The 18,587-nt window shown below is 31.3% G+C and carries 17 protein-coding genes; 5 read left to right on the forward strand and 12 right to left on the reverse strand.

All coding sequences use genetic code 11. The features are described 5' to 3' along the window. Positions 1-34: 34 nt before the first annotated feature. Complete coding sequence (locus tag HMPREF3131_RS03010) at positions 35-577, reverse strand: NUDIX domain-containing protein (protein WP_049420513.1); 543 nt, start codon at positions 575-577, stop codon at positions 35-37. A gap of 81 nt (positions 578-658) precedes the next feature. On the opposite strand from HMPREF3131_RS03010, the gene HMPREF3131_RS03015 reads away from it, so the two are divergent. Next, a complete protein-coding gene (locus HMPREF3131_RS03015) occupies positions 659-1,567 on the forward strand; it encodes an aldo/keto reductase (protein ID WP_049420512.1) in 909 nt (302 codons plus the stop codon). A gap of 96 nt (positions 1,568-1,663) precedes the next feature. Here HMPREF3131_RS03015 and HMPREF3131_RS03020 read toward each other — a convergent pair whose 3' ends face one another. Then, on the reverse strand, positions 1,664-2,419 hold the full coding sequence (locus HMPREF3131_RS03020) for an SDR family NAD(P)-dependent oxidoreductase (protein ID WP_070436458.1): 756 nt from the start codon (positions 2,417-2,419) through the stop codon (positions 1,664-1,666). 107 nt (positions 2,420-2,526) lie between these two features. On the opposite strand from HMPREF3131_RS03020, the gene proC reads away from it, so the two are divergent. Next, positions 2,527-3,342: a pyrroline-5-carboxylate reductase gene (proC, locus tag HMPREF3131_RS03025; RefSeq protein ID WP_070436447.1), complete on the forward strand. Its 816-nt coding sequence runs from the start codon at positions 2,527-2,529 to the stop codon at positions 3,340-3,342. A gap of 94 nt (positions 3,343-3,436) precedes the next feature. Here proC and rnz read toward each other — a convergent pair whose 3' ends face one another. Continuing rightward, positions 3,437-4,357, reverse strand: a complete 921-nt coding sequence (gene rnz / locus HMPREF3131_RS03030) for a ribonuclease Z (protein WP_019835224.1) — start codon at positions 4,355-4,357, stop codon at positions 3,437-3,439. 242 nt (positions 4,358-4,599) lie between these two features. Between rnz and zwf the strand changes: the two genes are divergently transcribed. Beyond that, complete coding sequence (gene zwf / locus HMPREF3131_RS03035; protein ID WP_070436448.1) at positions 4,600-6,084, forward strand: glucose-6-phosphate dehydrogenase; 1,485 nt, start codon at positions 4,600-4,602, stop codon at positions 6,082-6,084. Between the two features lie 211 nt (positions 6,085-6,295). After that, positions 6,296-7,162, forward strand: a complete 867-nt coding sequence (locus tag HMPREF3131_RS03040; protein WP_002449782.1) for an AraC family transcriptional regulator — start codon at positions 6,296-6,298, stop codon at positions 7,160-7,162. A gap of 53 nt (positions 7,163-7,215) precedes the next feature. Here the strand turns inward: HMPREF3131_RS03040 and HMPREF3131_RS03045 are convergent, their stop codons facing one another. The 3 genes from HMPREF3131_RS03045 to HMPREF3131_RS03055 form a co-directional block, all read right to left on the reverse strand. After that, on the reverse strand, positions 7,216-8,862 hold the full coding sequence (locus HMPREF3131_RS03045) for a glycoside hydrolase family 13 protein (RefSeq protein ID WP_070436449.1): 1,647 nt from the start codon (positions 8,860-8,862) through the stop codon (positions 7,216-7,218). A gap of 362 nt (positions 8,863-9,224) precedes the next feature. Beyond that, complete coding sequence (gene gndA / locus HMPREF3131_RS03050; protein WP_070436450.1) at positions 9,225-10,631, reverse strand: NADP-dependent phosphogluconate dehydrogenase; 1,407 nt, start codon at positions 10,629-10,631, stop codon at positions 9,225-9,227. A gap of 77 nt (positions 10,632-10,708) precedes the next feature. Continuing rightward, entirely contained in the window at positions 10,709-11,833 is a 1,125-nt protein-coding gene (locus HMPREF3131_RS03055; RefSeq protein ID WP_070436451.1) for a M20/M25/M40 family metallo-hydrolase, read from the reverse strand. 168 nt (positions 11,834-12,001) lie between these two features. Between HMPREF3131_RS03055 and prli42 the strand changes: the two genes are divergently transcribed. Then, entirely contained in the window at positions 12,002-12,097 is a 96-nt protein-coding gene (prli42, locus tag HMPREF3131_RS11290; RefSeq protein ID WP_017176262.1) for a stressosome-associated protein Prli42, read from the forward strand. Between the two features lie 152 nt (positions 12,098-12,249). Here the strand turns inward: prli42 and HMPREF3131_RS03060 are convergent, their stop codons facing one another. The 6 genes from HMPREF3131_RS03060 to lpdA form a co-directional block, all read right to left on the reverse strand. Beyond that, the gene (locus HMPREF3131_RS03060) at positions 12,250-13,227 is read right to left on the reverse strand and encodes an aromatic acid exporter family protein (protein ID WP_070436452.1); all 978 of its coding nucleotides are present in this window, start codon (positions 13,225-13,227) and stop codon (positions 12,250-12,252) included. Between the two features lie 12 nt (positions 13,228-13,239). Beyond that, entirely contained in the window at positions 13,240-13,677 is a 438-nt protein-coding gene (gene brxB / locus HMPREF3131_RS03065; protein ID WP_017176260.1) for a bacilliredoxin BrxB, read from the reverse strand. Between the two features lie 92 nt (positions 13,678-13,769). After that, positions 13,770-15,047 (reverse strand): dihydrolipoamide acetyltransferase family protein, encoded by a 1,278-nt coding sequence (locus HMPREF3131_RS03070; protein WP_070436453.1) that lies wholly within the window; start codon positions 15,045-15,047, stop codon positions 13,770-13,772. A gap of 12 nt (positions 15,048-15,059) precedes the next feature. Then, a complete protein-coding gene (locus HMPREF3131_RS03075) occupies positions 15,060-16,043 on the reverse strand; it encodes an alpha-ketoacid dehydrogenase subunit beta (protein ID WP_002449713.1) in 984 nt (327 codons plus the stop codon). Beyond that, positions 16,036-17,037 carry a thiamine pyrophosphate-dependent dehydrogenase E1 component subunit alpha gene (locus HMPREF3131_RS03080; RefSeq protein WP_070436454.1) on the reverse strand — a complete coding sequence of 334 codons (1,002 nt, stop codon included), beginning with the start codon at positions 17,035-17,037 and terminating at the stop codon, positions 16,036-16,038. The genes HMPREF3131_RS03075 and HMPREF3131_RS03080 overlap by 8 nt, the downstream gene beginning before the upstream one ends. A 14-nt stretch (positions 17,038-17,051) precedes the next feature. Beyond that, positions 17,052-18,476, reverse strand: coding sequence for a dihydrolipoyl dehydrogenase (gene lpdA / locus HMPREF3131_RS03085; protein WP_070436455.1), 1,425 nt, complete (start codon positions 18,474-18,476; stop codon positions 17,052-17,054). Positions 18,477-18,587: the final 111 nt, after the last annotated feature.

The following is an 18,587-nucleotide window of genomic DNA, read 5'->3' on the forward strand; positions in this document are numbered from 1 at the left end:
ATAAATTTAGTGAAAATCAAGTAGTTATCACATCTTATTTAGAATGATTATAATTTAATAATACATATTGTAAAGCAATCATTGTTTTCGCATCTTCAATTTCATGATTTTCTAAAAGTGCATGGATATCGTCTAAGTGTATTTTATGCAATTCTACAAATTCGTCATCATCCAGATTTAATTCTCCTACACTTAAATGATCAGTAAAATAAATAGTTAGTTTCTCATTTGAAAATCCTGGAGAACCATACATATGAGTGATGAACGTTAGATGATTAGCTTTGTAGCCAGTTTCTTCTTCTAATTCGCGTTTAGCTGCTTCTTCTCTTTCTTCATCTTCTTCTAGTTTACCTGCTGGAATTTCTAACAAGGGTTTTTCAATAGGTTTACGATATTGTTTAACCAATAATACTTCTTTTTCTGGAGTAATAGCGCAAATTGCCACAGCACCATTATGCTTGATAATTTCTCTCTTGGAAGTTTTTCCGTCTGGTAATTCCACATCGTGTATTTCTAGATCGATAATTTTACCATTATAAATGACTGTTCTATCAAAAGTTTTTTCATTAAAGTCCATTATATCCACGTCCCTTTTCATTAAGTTAATAAATTGATAAGATAAATGCGTTAACTAAAGTGTATCGGAAGGAGATTGTTCATGCAAAAAAATATATTAAAAAGTGGCATTGAAATTTCGGAACTAGGTTTAGGCTGTATGAGTTTAGGCACAGAATATCATCATGCAGAAGAAATTATTGAGTGTGCAATTGAAAATGGTATCACATATTTTGATACCGCAGATATTTATGATAGAGGGGTCAATGAAGACATTGTTGGAAAGTCTTTAAAGAAATATCAAAATAGAGATGATATTGTTATAGGAACAAAAGTAGGAAATAGACCACTTAATGATGGTAGTACTACTTGGGATCCTTCAAAAAAATATATTAAAGAAAGTGTTAAAAGTTCTTTAAAACGTTTAGGCTTAGAACAGTTAGATCTTTATCAACTTCACGGAGGTACAATTGATGATCCCCTAGATGAGACGATTAGTGCATTCGATGAACTGAAAAAAGAAGGTGTAATCAAAGCTTATGGAATCTCTTCTATTAGACCTAACGTGATTGAGTATTATTTAAAACACAGTCAAATAGAAACGATTATGTCTCAATTTAATCTTATTGATAATCGTCCAGAACGTCTTTTAAATCATATTCATTCTCATGGCGTAAAAGTTTTAGCACGTGGTCCCGTGTTTAAAGGGTTACTTACTTCAAATAGTGTTAATGTACTTGATCAGAAATTCTCTGATGGTATTTTTGACTATAATTATCATGAATTAGGAGAAACGATTGCTTCTGTTAAGGAAGTTGAAAGTAATTTAAGTGCTTTATCATTCGAATATTTAAAATCCCATGATGCATTAGGTTCTATTATTGTTGGTGCAAGTTCTGTTTCACAATTAAAAGATAATATTGCTAATTTTAATAAAACAGTAAGTTTGGATCAAATTAAATCTGCACGTCACCGTGTGAAAGATTTGGAATATACTCAGCATCTTGAGTAAGGAATCATTATTATAAATTCTTATAAACAATCGTTGATGTAAAGTACAAGTGATGAAGTATCTATGATGAATGCTTCATCACTTTTTTAGGTTAAATTATATTTTATTTTTAAACAATGAAGTAAAATATTTTTCAATTTTTCTAGGAGCTAATTGGTAAAGTTTTAATAGTGGATTCATCCATAGCGGCTTGTTAATTTCTACTTTACGAGGGATGATACCTTTAACGATGTCTTCTGCGAGTATTTTGGGATCTATCATTAGTGATGCATATTTATTAGCATACTTCAATGATGGATCTGCTTTTTTATGAAATGGTGTATTAATGGGACCTGGATTAACAGTCATTACATGAAAGTCTTGTTCCTCAATTCTTAGAGCATTTAATACGCCATTTAAAGCAGCTTTAGATGAGCCATAAAATGCAGCATTCGCTTGCGTTACAAATGCTGCCTGACTTGAAATAGCCACTATAGAAGCGTTCATTGTTAAATAGGGTTTAACAGTTTTAAATAATGTAATAAAACCAAGCACATTTACATCATAAGTTTCCATGATTTCTTCTAACGAATGAGATTGTATTGATTTAAAAAAGCCTAAACCTGCACTATAAATGATTCCGTCAATCGGATAACAAAGAGATTTAGAAATATTATCTATTTGTGAAATATCTTGTAAATTACATTTAATCATTGAAACACGATGTTTGTACGGATTAAAATTAATATTTTCGAATTTCTCCGTACTACGAACAATGAGGGTAATATATGCGCCTTTTTTTAATAATTCTTTCGTTATTTCTAAACCTAAGCCACTAGTTCCTCCAGTTACGATGAAATGTTTACCTACAATCACGGATGACTCTCTCCTATCTAACAAGTATAGTTAATTTTTGATAATAATTATATTGAATATGTTACTATAGTTTTATCAATTAAGGGTAAGGATGGTGCTGTTTTATGAAGTTAGTATTTTATGGCGCTGGTAACATGGCACAAGCCATTTTTAAAGGAATTATTGATTCTAAAATATTAAATCATAACGATATTTATTTAACAAATAAATCAAATGAAAATACGTTAAAATCATTTGCGAAAGAATTAGGAGTAAAATATAGTTACGATGATGCATTTTTATTAAAAGATGCAGATTATGTTTTTCTAGGTACTAAGCCTCATGATTTTGAAATGGTCGCATCACGTATTAAATCACATATACAATCAGACCATCGTTTTATATCTATTATGGCTGGTTTATCGATAAATTATATCCGAGAAAAGTTAGAAACGAATAATCCCGTTGCTAGAATTATGCCCAATACAAATGCACAGGTAGGTCATTCAGTAACAGGTATTAGTTTTTCTGGTAATTTCGATCCTCATTCTAAAGATGAAGTAACAGAATTAATTAGTGCTTTTGGCTCAGTTATTGAAGTTGACGAAGAATATTTACATCAAGTGACGGCTATTACAGGAAGCGGACCAGCTTTTTTATATCATGTATTTGAACAATATGTTAAAGCAGGAACATCATTAGGTCTTGAAAAAAAACAAGTTGAAGAATCCATTAAGAATCTCATTATTGGAACAAGTAAGATGATTGAACGATCGGATTTAAGTATGGAACAACTTAGAAAAAATATTACCTCTAAAGGTGGCACAACACAAGCTGGATTAAATGAACTTGATCGACATGATATTGAGAGTATTTTTAAAGCCTGTCTAGATGCTGCAGTTCATAGAAGTATCGCCCTTTCTAAAAGTGAAGATGAGTAATAAATATTAAAAATAACTATAACGAAAATTAAGTCATACATATCGTTATAGCTATTTTTTAGTTTTTACGTAGCATTTAAAACGCTATTATTATTTAAAATTTGAATGTATCAAAGTCTTTAACAAACTCAAAATTTGGTGTATCTTTCATTTCTTTTAATGCACGGTTTATCTCTTCTATATCTTCTAAATTATATCGATTACTTAGATGGGTAATAAAACTTTTCTTCACATTAGACTGATGAATTAACCTAAATACATCGTCAATGTGACTATGATGATAGTTATTTGCTAAAATTTTGTCACCGTCAATATATGTTGCTTCATGAATCATAATATCCGCATTTTCTGCAAGTATATATTCGTTATCACATGGTTTCGTATCTCCAAAAATAGTAACAATAGGTCCTGGTTTGGCTGGACCTTTAAAGTCTTTAGAAAGATAAATTTGATTATTATATTCAAATTTATCAAACATTTTTACTTCTTGATATTTAGGACCCGGTTCTAGTCCAATGGCCTTTAATGCAGTTACATCAATTGTACCTGGTGTTGTAGGAGCCTCAATTCGATAACCATATGAAGGTATACCATGATTTAATAACCTTGATGAAACTGTAAAGCCATTATGATGATATGTAAAATTATTATCAATTTCAATATATGTAATAGGATAGTTTAAATGAGATTCAGATAATTTCAAAGCGGTTTCAATAAATTGTTGCAAACCTGTTGGCCCTATTAACGTCAATGGCTTATCTTCTCCACCTTGGAATGAACGACTTGTTAATAATCCAGGTAATCCAAAAATGTGGTCGCCATGCATATGCGTGATAAAAATATGATCAACTTTGCCTAATTTTATCGAGTGATGCAAAATTTGATGTTGAGTCCCCTCTCCTACATCGAATAACCATATTGAATTTGAATAAGGTTCTAGGTTTAAAGCAATCGCTTGAGTATTACGATCTTTAGTAGGTAAACCCGCACTCGTTCCAAAAAATGTAACTTCCATGCATTTGCCTCCTCTTTCTTCAATATATTTTATCATACGTCTATAAGTTTGTTATCATATGAAATAAAATAAATGAATTTATCAGAATTTAGGGTATAATGTAACTTATAAAAAATAAATTGTATGTTATTTAGTTTAATGTTGTAAATATTATCAACAATTTTAGGCAAAAACATATCAAGAAAAACAGTTTTAATTTATAATGAATTAATCATAGCAATTAAAGAATTGAGGTTTTGAATTTGAACACACACACTAAACATATCCCTTGTTTAATTACTATATTTGGCGCAACTGGAGATTTGAGTCATAGAAAATTATTCCCTTCTTTATTCCACTTATATCAACAAGATAATTTAGATGAACATATTGCCATTATTGGCGTTGGTCGAAGAGATTATACTAACGACTTTTTCCGTGAACAAGTTAAACAATCTATTCAAACGCACGTCAAAGATACTGATCGACTCGATGAATTCATAGAACATGTTTTTTATTTTAAAAATGATGTCAATGAAGAAGAAAGTTATCATGAATTATTAGCATTCTCTAATGAACTTGATGATACATTTAAATTAGAAGGTAATCGCCTATTCTATTTAGCAATGGCACCTCAATTCTTTGGACCAATTTCTGATTATTTAAAAGCTTCTAGCTTAACTGAAACTAAAGGATTTAAACGCCTTGTAATTGAAAAACCATTTGGTAGTGATTTTAAATCTGCTGAAAAATTAAATAATCAATTACGACAATCATTTAAAGAAGAAGAAATATACAGAATTGATCACTATCTTGGTAAAGATATGGTGCAAAATATCGAAGTTCTACGATTCGCTAATGCGATGTTTGAACCTCTTTGGAATAATAAGTATATCTCTAATATACAAATCACTTCTTCAGAAATACTAGGTGTTGAAGATCGTGGAGGTTATTATGAATCGAGCGGTGCATTAAAAGATATGGTACAAAACCATATGTTACAAATGGTTGCATTACTAGCAATGGAAGCACCTATTAGTCTTAAAAGTGAAGATATTCGAGCTGAAAAGGTGAAAGTATTAAAATCTTTAAGACAATTAAAACCTGAAGAAGTCAATCAAAACTTTGTGCGTGGACAATATGGAGAAGGAACTATTAATGACCAACGTGTTATCGCTTATAGAGATGAAGATCGTGTTGCATCTGATTCCAATACACCAACCTTTGTTTCTGGAAGATTAACTATCGATAACTTCCGTTGGGCTGGTGTACCATTCTACATTCGTACTGGTAAGCGTATGAAGTCTAAATGTATACAAGTTGTTGTAGAATTTAAAGAAGTTCCTATGAATTTATATTATCAAACGGATCGATTACTAGATTCTAATTTATTAGTTATTAATATTCAACCTAATGAAGGTATTTCATTACACTTAAATGCTAAGAAAAGTATTCAAGGTATCGAAACAAAGCCTGTTCAACTGTCTTATGCTATGAGTGCACAAGATAAAATGAACACAGTAGATGCATATGAAAACTTGTTATTCGATTGTCTTAAAGGTGATGCAACGAACTTTACACATTGGGAAGAACTTAAATCTACATGGAAATTTGTAGACGCTATTCAAGAACATTGGACTATGATTGATCCAAACTTCCCTAACTATAAATCAGGGACAAATGGCCCTATCGAAAGTGATTTATTATTAAGCAGAGACGGAAATCATTGGTGGGACGATATTCAATAAACAGATATACTAGACGTTTCATGTGATAAATGTATAAAGGATAAGACACATTATATTATTTTCACTCATTGAAAATAAGGTCTTGTCCTTTTTAAATTGAATATTGAAAGAGTCATTTAAAAATTTAATTTAATTTTATATTATTGATGTATATTTTTATAAAATAATGTAAAATATTAGTATTGATTGTAAATTTATTGGAGTGAAAGTTTTGGACGTTATCAAGCAGATACAACAGGCAATTGTATATATAGAAGATCATTTATTAGAGCCTTTTAATTTGCAAGATTTAAGTGATTACGTTGGTCTCTCTCCTTACCATCTTGATCAATCGTTTAAAATGATTGTTGGACAACCTCCTGAAAGTTATGCTCACTCTCGAAAAATGACTGAAGCTGCTAAAGAAATGATACAAAGTTCTTCGAGATTAGTTGATGTAGCAAAACGCTATAATTATTTAAGTTCAAATGACTTTGCAAATGATTTTAGTGATTTTCATGGAATATCTCCTATTCAAGCTTCTACTAAAAAAGAAGAACTAAAAATGAATGAACGCTTGTATATTAAATTAACAACTACAGAAAGAGCACCATACCCTTACAGACTAGAAACGACTAAAGACACACCTTTAGTTGGATATGTAAAATATATTGAGGCTAATCAACTATCTAACCCTTACAAAGTTCCTGACTTTTTAGAAGATTTATATTTAGATGGTAAAATAAAAGAATTAAAACGATATAATAATATAAGTCCATATGAGTTATTTGTTATTACATGTCCTTTAGATGAAGGTGTAGAATTATTTGTGGGCGTACCTAGTGAACGTTATCCAGCTCACTTAGAAAGCCGATTGTTACCAGGGCGACACTATGCAAAATTTAATTTGCAAGGTCAAGTGGATTATACTGTTAATGAAGCTTGGTATTATATTGAATCCAGCTTACAACTTACTCTACCCTATGAAAAAAATAGCTTATATGTTGAAATTTATCCTTTTGATCTCTCATTCGAGGACCCGTTCACTAAAATACAATTATGGCTACCTATTAAACAAGAAACTTATGATATAGAATAAAAGAAGCGTTAGATGACTAAGTTATTAAACTTATGTCATCTAACGCTTTACTATTAAAGTTCGGCTACGAATGCTTCAAAAGGTTTCATATTAGTGATATCTAAATCATTTTTATAATTGTGTAGCTTAATTTGAGATGCTTCAACTTCAAATGGTAAATTTAATGATGCAACATGATCTGTTAAATTTCCTGCAACTAGAACTGTCTTATTATTAAGTTTACGTGTGTAAGCAAAAATATTCTCATTCGCATCATCGATTAAATTAAATTCACCATAAGTATATATATCATCGGATTTTTTTAATTTAATTAGACGTTTATAAAAATTAAGAACGGAATCTGAATCTTCGGATTGTTGTGCTACATTTATTGTTTTATAGTTAGGGTTGACTGGGAACCATGGCGTACCTTCAGTAAAACCTCCATTTACTTCATTAGTCCACTGCATAGGTGTTCTAGAATTATCACGATTCTCCATTTTATATTTATCTAATAACTGATTAACATCTCCACCTTGAGATTTAACAATTTGATATTCTGTTTTTACAGCAACATCGTTAAATGTTTCAATACTTTCAAATGGATAGTTTGTCATACCAATTTCTTGACCTTGATAAATAAAAGGTGTGCCTTGTTGTAAGAAATATACCACTGCATGGCTAGTAGCAGATTCAAACCAATACTTTGTATCATCTCCCCAAGTAGAAACACGTCTAGGTTGATCATGATTTTCAATAAATAGTGCATTCCATCCTATACCCTCTAGTTGTTTTTGCCAACGGTTTAATACATTTTTATAAGATAAAACATCAAATTTAGAGTCTCCAGTACTCCATAAACCTAAATGTTCAAATTGGAAAATCATATTAAATTTACCTTCTTTTTCTCCAACCCACTCTTTTGCATTATCTGGATTCACGCCATTTGCTTCTCCAACAGTCATAATGTCATAATGACTAAGTGATTTGTCCTTCATTTCTTGAAGCCAATCTTGAATGCCTGGTTGATTCATATCAACATCAAATGCTGGAGCGTATTGTTTTCCTTTTGGAACAGGTAAATCACCAGCTTCAAATGTTTTTTTGATATGAGTGATCGCATCGACTCTAAAACCATCAATTCCTTTTTCGAACCACCAATTCATCATTTTAAAAACAGCTTCTCTAACATCAGGATTACTCCAATTTAAATCAGGTTGCTTTTTACTAAATAAATGGAAATAATACTGTTTTGTTGTGTCATCATATTCCCATGTTGAACCATTGAAAATACTCTCCCAATTATTAGGTTCAGAACCGTCAGGTTTAGGATCTGCCCAAATGTACCAATCTCGTTTAGGATTATCTTTACTAGAACGAGATTCTATAAACCATGGGTGTTCATCAGATGTATGATTAACAACAAGGTCTAAAATTAATTTCATTCCACGCTTATGAACCTCAGATAACAAATGATTAAAGTCTTCCATTGTTCCAAATTCTTCCATAATATCTTGATAATCACTAATATCATAACCATTATCGTCGTTTGGAGATTTATACATAGGACTAAGCCAAATGACATCAATACCTAAATCTTTCAGATAATCCAACTTTTCTACCATCCCTGGTAAATCACCAATACCATCATTATTGCTATCATTAAAACTTCTTGGATACACTTGATATGCTACGGCTTCTTTCCACCAATTTTTTTCCATTTATATCGCTCCTTTGAAAATATTATGTAAATAAATGAACTTTGAAATAATAAATCATAGTATTCGAGTTAGTTATTTTAATAGTCAATGTTAGTCTTTAATATATAATCTAATTTTTTCTGGATTTATAGAAATATAAAATAATATGTAATAACATTATATATGGATAATCCAGTTTTTTAGAAAACGTTTACACCTATATTTATCGTACTAATCGAGTCTCTAAATGTCAACTTGGGATATATCGATTAAATATAAATTAAAATAACAAGACTATATTTATTAAGACATCTATACAAACCTATCATAATAAAAAAATCTGAGACACTTAATGATGTCCCAGATTTTTAATCATGCAATAATTATTCTTCAGTCCATTGAGTATGGAAAACACCATCTTTATCTTTACGTTCATAAGTATGTGCCCCAAAATAATCACGTTGTGCTTGAATCAAATTAGCAGGTAGATCTTCTGAACGGTAGCTATCATAATAGCTGATACTTGCTGAGAAACCAGGTGTTGGTACGCCATTTTTAATACCAGTAGCAACTACTTCTCTAAGTGCATCTTGATATTCAGTAACAATACCTTTGAAATAAGGGTCTAATAATAAGTTTTGAAGACCTGAATTATTGTCATATGCGTCTTTAATTTTTTGTAAGAATTGGGCACGAATAATACAACCTTCACGCCAAATCATTGCTAAATCACCTAATTTAAGGTTCCATTCGTTTTCATTGCTCGCTTTACGCATTTGGGCGAAACCTTGGGCGTATGAACAAATTTTACTCATATATAACGCTTTACGGATTTTTTCTAAGAATTCTTCTCTATTTCCATCAAAGTTTGATTTAGGACCACTTAATACTTTCGATGCCTTCACGCGTTCTTCTTTAATTGAAGAAATGAAACGTGCAAATACAGATTCAGTAATGATTGTTAATGGTATACCTAATTCTAATGCATTAATTGATGTCCATTTACCAGTTCCTTTTTGACCAGCAGTATCAAGAATTTTTTCTACAAGAGGCTCATTATTTTCATCTAATTTAGTGAAAATATCGCCTGTTATTTCAATTAAATAACTTTCTAATTCTCCAGCATTCCATTCTTTAAAAGTTTTAGAAATTTCTTCATGAGACATACCTAATAATTCTTTCATCATTGCATAACTTTCAGCAATTAATTGCATATCAGCATATTCGATACCATTATGAACCATTTTTACATAATGTCCTGCACCATTTGGTCCAATATATTCTACACATGCAGCACCATCTTTTGCTTTAGCAGCAATGGCATCTAAAATATCACTTACTTTGTTGTAAGCTTCTTGTTGACCACCAGGCATTAAAGATGGACCAGTTAACGCACCGATTTCACCACCAGAAACACCCATTCCAATAAAGTTGATACCACTTTCAGCGAGTGCTTTGTTACGACGAATTGTATCTTGATAGTTTGTATTACCGCCATCAATTAAAATGTCATCGTCATCTAATAAAGGCAATAAGCTATCTATTGTTGCATCTGTAGCAGGACCAGCTTTAACCATTAATAATATTTTGCGTGGTTTTTCTAAAGAGTTTACAAAATCTTCTAAAGAATACGTTGGATGAATTTGTTTACCTTCTGATTCCTTAATCATTAAATCTGTTTTATCACTAGAACGGTTATAAACAGATACGCTATAACCACGTGATTCGATATTCCATGCAAGGTTTTTACCCATAACAGCTAAACCTACTACACCTATTTGTTGAGTCATATTACTTACCTCTCTTATTCAATAATTTCATTAGTATTGTATCACAAAAATATAAATGACTTCACTAAAGTAAAATATTATTTCGCTACTAATTCAACAATTTTAATCAATTGATTCGTAAGTTGATTTAAAGCAGCTACAGGAATACGTTCAGAAGTAGTATGAATGTGTTCATATCCTACACCTAATATGACAGTTGGAATATGATACGTGTTAATAATACTTCCATCTGAACCTCCGCCAGCAATAACAGTTTTACCTGAAAGGCCTAAAGTTTTCGCACTCTTTATAGCATATTGAGTTACAGTCTCAGAATCGTTTCTTCTAAAACCTGGATAACTCTTAGAAATTTCAACGTTTGCTTTACCGCCTAATTCTTTTGCTGTCGTTTCGAAAGTCTCTTTCATATGGTTGACTTGATATTCTAAACTTTTATCATTATGCGAACGAGCTTCTCCCTCTAAAATGACTTTATCTGCAACAATATTTGTAGCAGAACCGCCATAAAATTTACCAATATTAGCTGTAGTATCTTGATCAATCTGACCTAAACGCATTTTATTAATCGCTTTAGCTGCAATATGAATTGCACTTATACCTTGATTGGGTTTACTAGCATGTGCTTTTTTCCCATATATAGTTGTATTGATAATCATTTGAGTTGGGGCACCCACCACTGTTGTTCCAACCGCTTGGCTGGCATCGACAGCATAGCCGAACTCTGCATCTATTAAGTTTTGATCTAATTCTTTAGCACCTTTTAAACCTGCTTCTTCTCCTACAGTGATAATAAATTGAATTTGTCCATGAGGTAATTGTTGTTCATTTATAGTTTGAATCGTTTCTAACAAAACAGCTATACCTGCTTTATCATCTGCTCCTAGTACAGTTGTACCATCTGAATATACATAGCCATCTTCTTTAAGGATTGGTTTAACGTTAATACCTGGAACAACTGTATCCATATGGCTAGTAAAATAGATTTTAGAAACATGTTCTTTTCCTTTACTACTTGGTAAGGTACAAATTAAATTATTTGCCCCTAACCATTCTCTTTTAGACGCATTATCTTCTACAACATTTAATCCTAAATCTACAAATTTCTTTTTTAGAATGGGTTGTATCGTTTCTTCATTCCCAGTTTCAGAATTAATTTGCACTAACTCTAAAAAAGTATTAAGTAAACGGCGACTATTAATCATTATAAAAACCCCTTTCTTATATAGATAATATTTTAACTGACTATGACAATTAGAGTAAATAAATTGATTGCCATTTTTATCGAAATCATTTAAGGTTATTTTATATACTATAAGTTATTAATATAACGAATAATTAAATTATTTTAAAGGTTTCAAGGAGCGTTTACATTGAATAATAAAGTGCTAAAGATTATTATCATTATCATGTTAATTGCAGTTGTAGCTGCATTGTTACTTACAAGTCTTGTTCCTCTCATGCATTAAAAATTAATTAGATTAGAAACTATCGACAAAAAATTCAAATTTGACGATAGTTTTTATTATTATTTCTCAAATTTATGCAAATAAAAAAGACAAACTTGTTGTATATAAAGGAAGTTTGTCTTTTTACTTTGATTAGAAGTTAGTCTTAGGTGTTATATTTCACTATGTAATTTTAAAGAGCCGAATTGAGATTTAATATTTAAATATTCTTCTAATTCATTTAAAATTTGCATCATACTTGCTCTTGATTTTAAAGATTGGTGTGATTCTGGCAATGGCAATTCGTCTAATTTTAAACGTATCTCATATAATGAATGTAGTCTTAACACAGTATAATCATTACTATTAACATTATCTCCAATTTCAGCCATTAAATGGGCAACAGTCTCTAACAAAGGATCATTAGATGAAGTATTATGAATTAATGTTTGGATTCTGCGTAGTATTTCTAGTTGTTCTTCTCTCATATCAAAATAGTGATAATATGAGTTTTCATTTCGCACAAAGTGATTTTTAACGTCTCTAAACGCAATAGATTTAGCCTTACGAATATTGTTTTCTAATGTATCAAAAGAAATTGACAATTGTTTATTAATATTTAAACATGCTTCACTATATTGTTTAAATATTGCTTTAATTTCATTTTCAATTTCCTTCTTAAAATTACCTAATGTATTATCTAGACTAGGCATAATTAAATTCATTAAAAATGCTATTCCTAAACCAATTATAAGAAGTAAAATTTCATTAATAATTAAATGAAGACCAATAACTTTGGCATTAAATACGTGAAGTAAAATGACACAACTTGTCACTACACCTTCTTGAACATTCAACATCACTGTAAGTGGAATAAATAATAAAACAATTAATCCTAAAACGACTGCATTTTGACCAAGTAAATTAAAAATAAATGAACCAAAAAATAACATTAATAAACACGAAACGAATCGAGAACTAATTGCTTGTAGTGAGTGAACTTTAGTATGTTTAATACATAGAACGATGAGGATAGCACTTGAAGCATAGTTATCAAGTCCTATCCATTTAGCTAAAATAACGCCTAATGTAATTCCTACAGCTGTTTTAAGTGTTCTAAATCCAATTCTATAAGGATTTAAAGTTAGCATGTATTGTTCCTCTTATCTTTCTTCACAATACTTATCAAATAACTTTTGAAGTTGATTGATAACATCCATTACGTCATGACCTTCTATTTGATGGCGTTCTATCATTTCAGTAATCTTACCATCTTTCATAAGTGCAAATGAAGGACTTGAAGGTGCGTATCCTTCAAAATAGTCTCTTGCTTGCTGAGTTGCTTCTTTATCTTGACCAGCAAATACAGTAACTAATCTATTAGGTAACTTATCATAGTGAAGTGCGTGACTTGCGGCTGGACGCGCTATACCTCCTGCACATCCACAAACTGAATTTATCATTACTAGTGTAGTACCATCTTGTTTAAATACTTTATCAACTTCATCTGAAGTAGTTAATTGTTCATAACCAGCAGATTCAATTTCATTTCTAGCTTGTTCTACAACACCATTCATATATAAATCAAAATTTAAATCCATTTAGAATCACCTTTCAGTCAATTATTATTTATTGTCATTTTACTAATTTCCAACATATAGTTCAAATAGGTTGGTTGTAATATAACAAACTTTTAATAAATATTTGTTGTTTCAATTGAATAGCTTTCAATTCGATTTTTTACTTGCGACATAAATCGTCCAGTTTGAACACCATCTAAAATACGATGATCAATTGAAATACATAAATTAACCATATTTCTTATAGCTATCATATCGTCGATGACAACAGGTTTTTTAACAATTGATTCTACTTGTAAGATTGCTGCTTGAGGATGATTAATAATACCCATTGAAGATACAGAACCCAATGTCCCAGTATTATTAACTGTAAAAGTACCACCAGTCATGTCTTCTTGAGTCAGTTGTTGATTTCGAGCTTTTTGTGCTAGTTGATTGATTTCTCTAGCAATACCTTTAATTGATTTTTCATCTGCATTTTTAATTACAGGAACATATAATTTGTCTTCATCAGCTACAGCTATCGAAATATTGATGTCTTTATGAATTATAATTTCATTACCATCCCAACTGCTGTTAAGTAATGGATTAGATTTCAAAGCTTCTGCTACAGCTTTTACAAAGAAAGCAAAGAATGTTAAATTATATCCTTCTTGTTTTTTAAACACAGTCTTATAATGATTTCTAGTTTTCACAAGGTTTGTAGCATCGACTTCTATCATCATCCAGCCATGTGGAATTTCAGTGGCACTGGTAACCATATTTTGGGCAATTGCTTTTCGCACGCCTTTAACTGGTACTGTATAATCGTCTAATGGTTCATTTGATGAAGCGTTATTATTTCTTGAACTCGTTTCGGAATGATTGGTTATCTGAGTGGTAGGTGTTTCTTTTAAGTCTTGCTGGTTATTTTCTTGAATATAAGTTTCAATATCTTTTTTAGTTACTCTACCCTCAAATCCTGTGCCAGGTACTTGTGATAAATCAATATCGTTTTCTGAAGCTATCTTAAATACGACTGGAGAAAATCTTCCATTATTGATCGAATTCGTAGATGATTGATTTGTGTTAGAAGGCTTAGACTGACTCTTTACAGAATTACTTTGTGTTTGACTAGGTGTTTCATTAGTATCGTCTTGATTAGAATTTAAAGATGTATCATCGGGTTGAATTTTACAAATGATTTGATTGATTTCAATCGTTTCACCTTCAGTAGCAATTAACTCTGTAATTGTACCAGAAATAGTTGAAGGAACTTCTGCTGTTACTTTATCTGTAACTACTTCACATAGTGGTTCATATTCATCTACATGATCCCCTTCAGAAACTAACCATTGTTCGATTGTACCTTCATGGACACTTTCTCCTAATTTTGGCATTTTAACATCCATTATGTTACCTCCCTAAAATTGTGCTAACTCACGCATTTTTTTTAATATCTTATCAGGATTCATCATTACTTCATTTTCTAAGTTAGGAGAAAATGGCATTGATGGAACATCAGGACCAGCTAACCGCATAATTGGTGCATCTAATTCGAATAAACAATGTTCAGCTATGATTGCTGAAACTTCAGACATGACACTACCTTCAAGGTTATCTTCAGTTACAAGCAAAATCTTACCATTTCGTTTAGCGCGTTCAATAATCGTTGTTTTATCTAATGGATAAACTGTTCTTAAGTCAACTACTTCAACATTAATGCCATCTGCCTCTAAAATATCAGCTGCTTGAATACAATAGTTAACACATAAACCATAAGTGAAAACTGTAATATCATCACCTTCACGTTTAACATCAGCTTTGCCCAAAGGAATAGTATAGTAAGAATCGGGTACTTCTTCTTTTAAAAATCGGTATGCTTTTTTATGTTCAAAAAATAATACTGGATCATTTGATTCAATTGAAGATAATAATAAACCTTTCGCATCATATGGAGTTGAAGGAATTACAATTGTTAATCCAGGTGTAGACGCAAAGATACTCTCAATACTTTGAGAATGATATAAACCACCATGTACGCCACCACCGAATGGTGCACGAACAGTTAAAGGACATTGCCAATCGTTATTAGAACGATATCGCATTTTAGCGGCTTCACTAATAATTTGATTAACTGCTGGTAAAATAAAATCTGCGAATTGAATTTCAGCTATAGGACGTTTGCCAAGCATTGCTGCACCAATTGCAGTACCGATAATATTTGATTCTGCTAAAGGCGTATCAATTACGCGCAGTTCTCCATATTTTTCTTGTAAACCACGTGTCGCACCGAATACACCACCTTTTCGTCCTACATCTTCTCCTAATATAAAAATATTATTATCTTTTTCCATAGCCAAGTCTTGTGCATTTTGAATGGCTTCTATATAACTCATTTTAGTCATTGAAAATATCTCCTTCTGGATCATACACATATTGATATGTTTCTTCTACATCTGGATATTGAGCATTTTCAGCATCTTTTGTAGCTTTATCTATAATAGATTTATGTGCGTTATCTAATTCGTTTAACCAATCTTCATCAATAATGCCTAAATCGAGTAATTCATTTTTGAATTTAAGATTACAGTCAGATGTCTTAAAAGCATCTCTTTCTTCTTTAGAACGATATGTATCATCATCATCAGAAGAATGAGGAGTCATTCGAGTGGTAATAGCTTCAATCAATGTTGCCCCTTCGCCATTAAGTGCCCTTTCTCTTGCTTCTTTCATTGCTTTGTACATCGCAATTGGATCATTTCCATCTACGATTTCTCCATGAATACCATAACCTATTGCTCTATCAGATAGATGCGTTGCTGCATATTGTAATGAATCTGGTACTGAAATTGCGTATTTATTATTGATAATTACACATACAAACGGTAAGTTATGGACTCCAGCAAAATTCAATCCCTCATGAAAATCTCCTTGATTAGAACTACCTTCTCCTACAGTAGCAGTTGCTATATTAGATTGTTGATTCATTTTTAATGCTAATGCTGCTCCTACTGAGTGAGGGATTTGTGTTGCTACCGGAGAACTTTGAGATAAAATACCTTTTTCTCTATGACTAAAATGAGAAGGCATTTGTTTTCCTCCAGAATTAATGTCATCCTTTTTACCGAAAGAAGCTAACATTGTATCATAAGGTGAAATCCCCATATATGTAACGAAAGCTAAATCTCTATAATACGGAGATGAAATATCTCCTTCTTTCATTGCATACGCCATACCAATTTGAGTGGCTTCTTGTCCTTGACCACTTACTACAAATGGTATTTTTCCAGCACGGTTAAGTAACCATAAGCGTTCATCTAGTTTTCGTCCTAAGTCCATCCATTTATATATTTCTCTCAAATCTTCATCTGTAAGTCCCACAGATTTGTAGTCAATCATTTTTATTTCCTCCTTTAAACGTGTATTGCTCTATTTTCAGCCTTTAGTCCAAGTTCCATCAATATTTCAGACAATGACGGATGTGCATGAGTCGTTAATCCTAATTCTAATGTTGATCCATTCATAAATTGTAATAAAGCAACTTCATTTATTAACTCCGTGACATGTGGGCCTACCATACTTAGACCAATAATATCTCCATTGTCCTTATTTAATATAATTTCACAAAAACCACGTTTATTTTTAGTTTCTTCAATAACTGCTTTTCCAATAGCATTAAAAGGAACTTTATAACTTGTTGCCTTAATATTTTGAGATTTAGCAGTTTCTATATTCAAACCGATAGATGCGACTTCTGGATAAGTATAAACACATTTGGGCATTAAATGATAATTCACTGGAAGCGGATGATTATTAAACATATGTTCAACTGCAGTGATTCCTTCTTTAGAAGCTACGTGAGCTAATTGTAATGTTCCGATACAATCACCTGCTGCATAAAGATGCTTATCATTCGTTTGTTGAAATTCATTTACTTTGATATACCCATGAGTATCTAATTGAATTTTAGTATTTTGAATACCAATATCACTTGTATTAGGTACGCGACCTACTGCAACTAATATTTTATCAACTGTAATAGTAGTTTTTTCATTTATATGTATTTGGATGACATCATTTTTATGTATGATATTCTCTTCACTTAGTTGGCAATCTTCAAAAAATTCTACACCTCGTTCAATTAAACTATCTTTTAAAAATGTAGAAATGGATTTACTGTCAGAAGGTAATATACGTTTACCTGCTTCAATTACTTTAACATTTACATTTAAATCAGTTAGTAAGGAAGCAAATTCAAGGCCAATCACGCCGCCCCCAACAATAGCAATACTGTCTGGAAGTGTATCAATTTGTAATATATCATCGCTCGATAAAATATTTCGATGATTAATTTTTAAAAATGGTAATGTTTGAGGTCGTGACCCTGTAGCGATAAGTACAAATTGATTTGGAAGTAACTCTGAGCTGCCATCTTCGTATTCAACAGAGATTGTTCCGCTTTGTGGAGAAAATATAGAAGTTCCCATAATACGTCCAATACCATTATAAATATCAATATGATTTTTTTGCATTAAACTTTGAACGCCATTATGCATTTGATTAACAATATCCGTTTTTCGATTCATCATTTTTTCAAAATTAATATGTAAACCGTTTGTGTCTATACCAAATTCTGAAGATTGTCTAACAGTACGAGTCACTTCAGCAGATTTAAGTAGCGCTTTAGTAGGAATACACCCTTTATGTAAACATGTGCCACCTAATAAAGATTTCTCTACAATTGCTACCTTTTTTCCTAATTGAGAAGCACGAATCGCTGCTACGTATCCTGCTGTCCCACCACCTAAAACAACTAAGTCATATTGTTTTTCAGACATTTTGCTACTCCTTATTAATCAGATTTAAAGGTTAGAATTGAAAAGTGTGAATAAACAATTTGAATATAAAAAATAACATTATACTCAATATGTTCTATTTCTTTTCGACAT

Origin of the sequence: Staphylococcus sp. HMSC14C01 (genome assembly GCF_001808085.1) — a bacterium.
Classification (GTDB): Bacteria; Bacillota; Bacilli; order Staphylococcales; family Staphylococcaceae; genus Staphylococcus; species Staphylococcus hominis.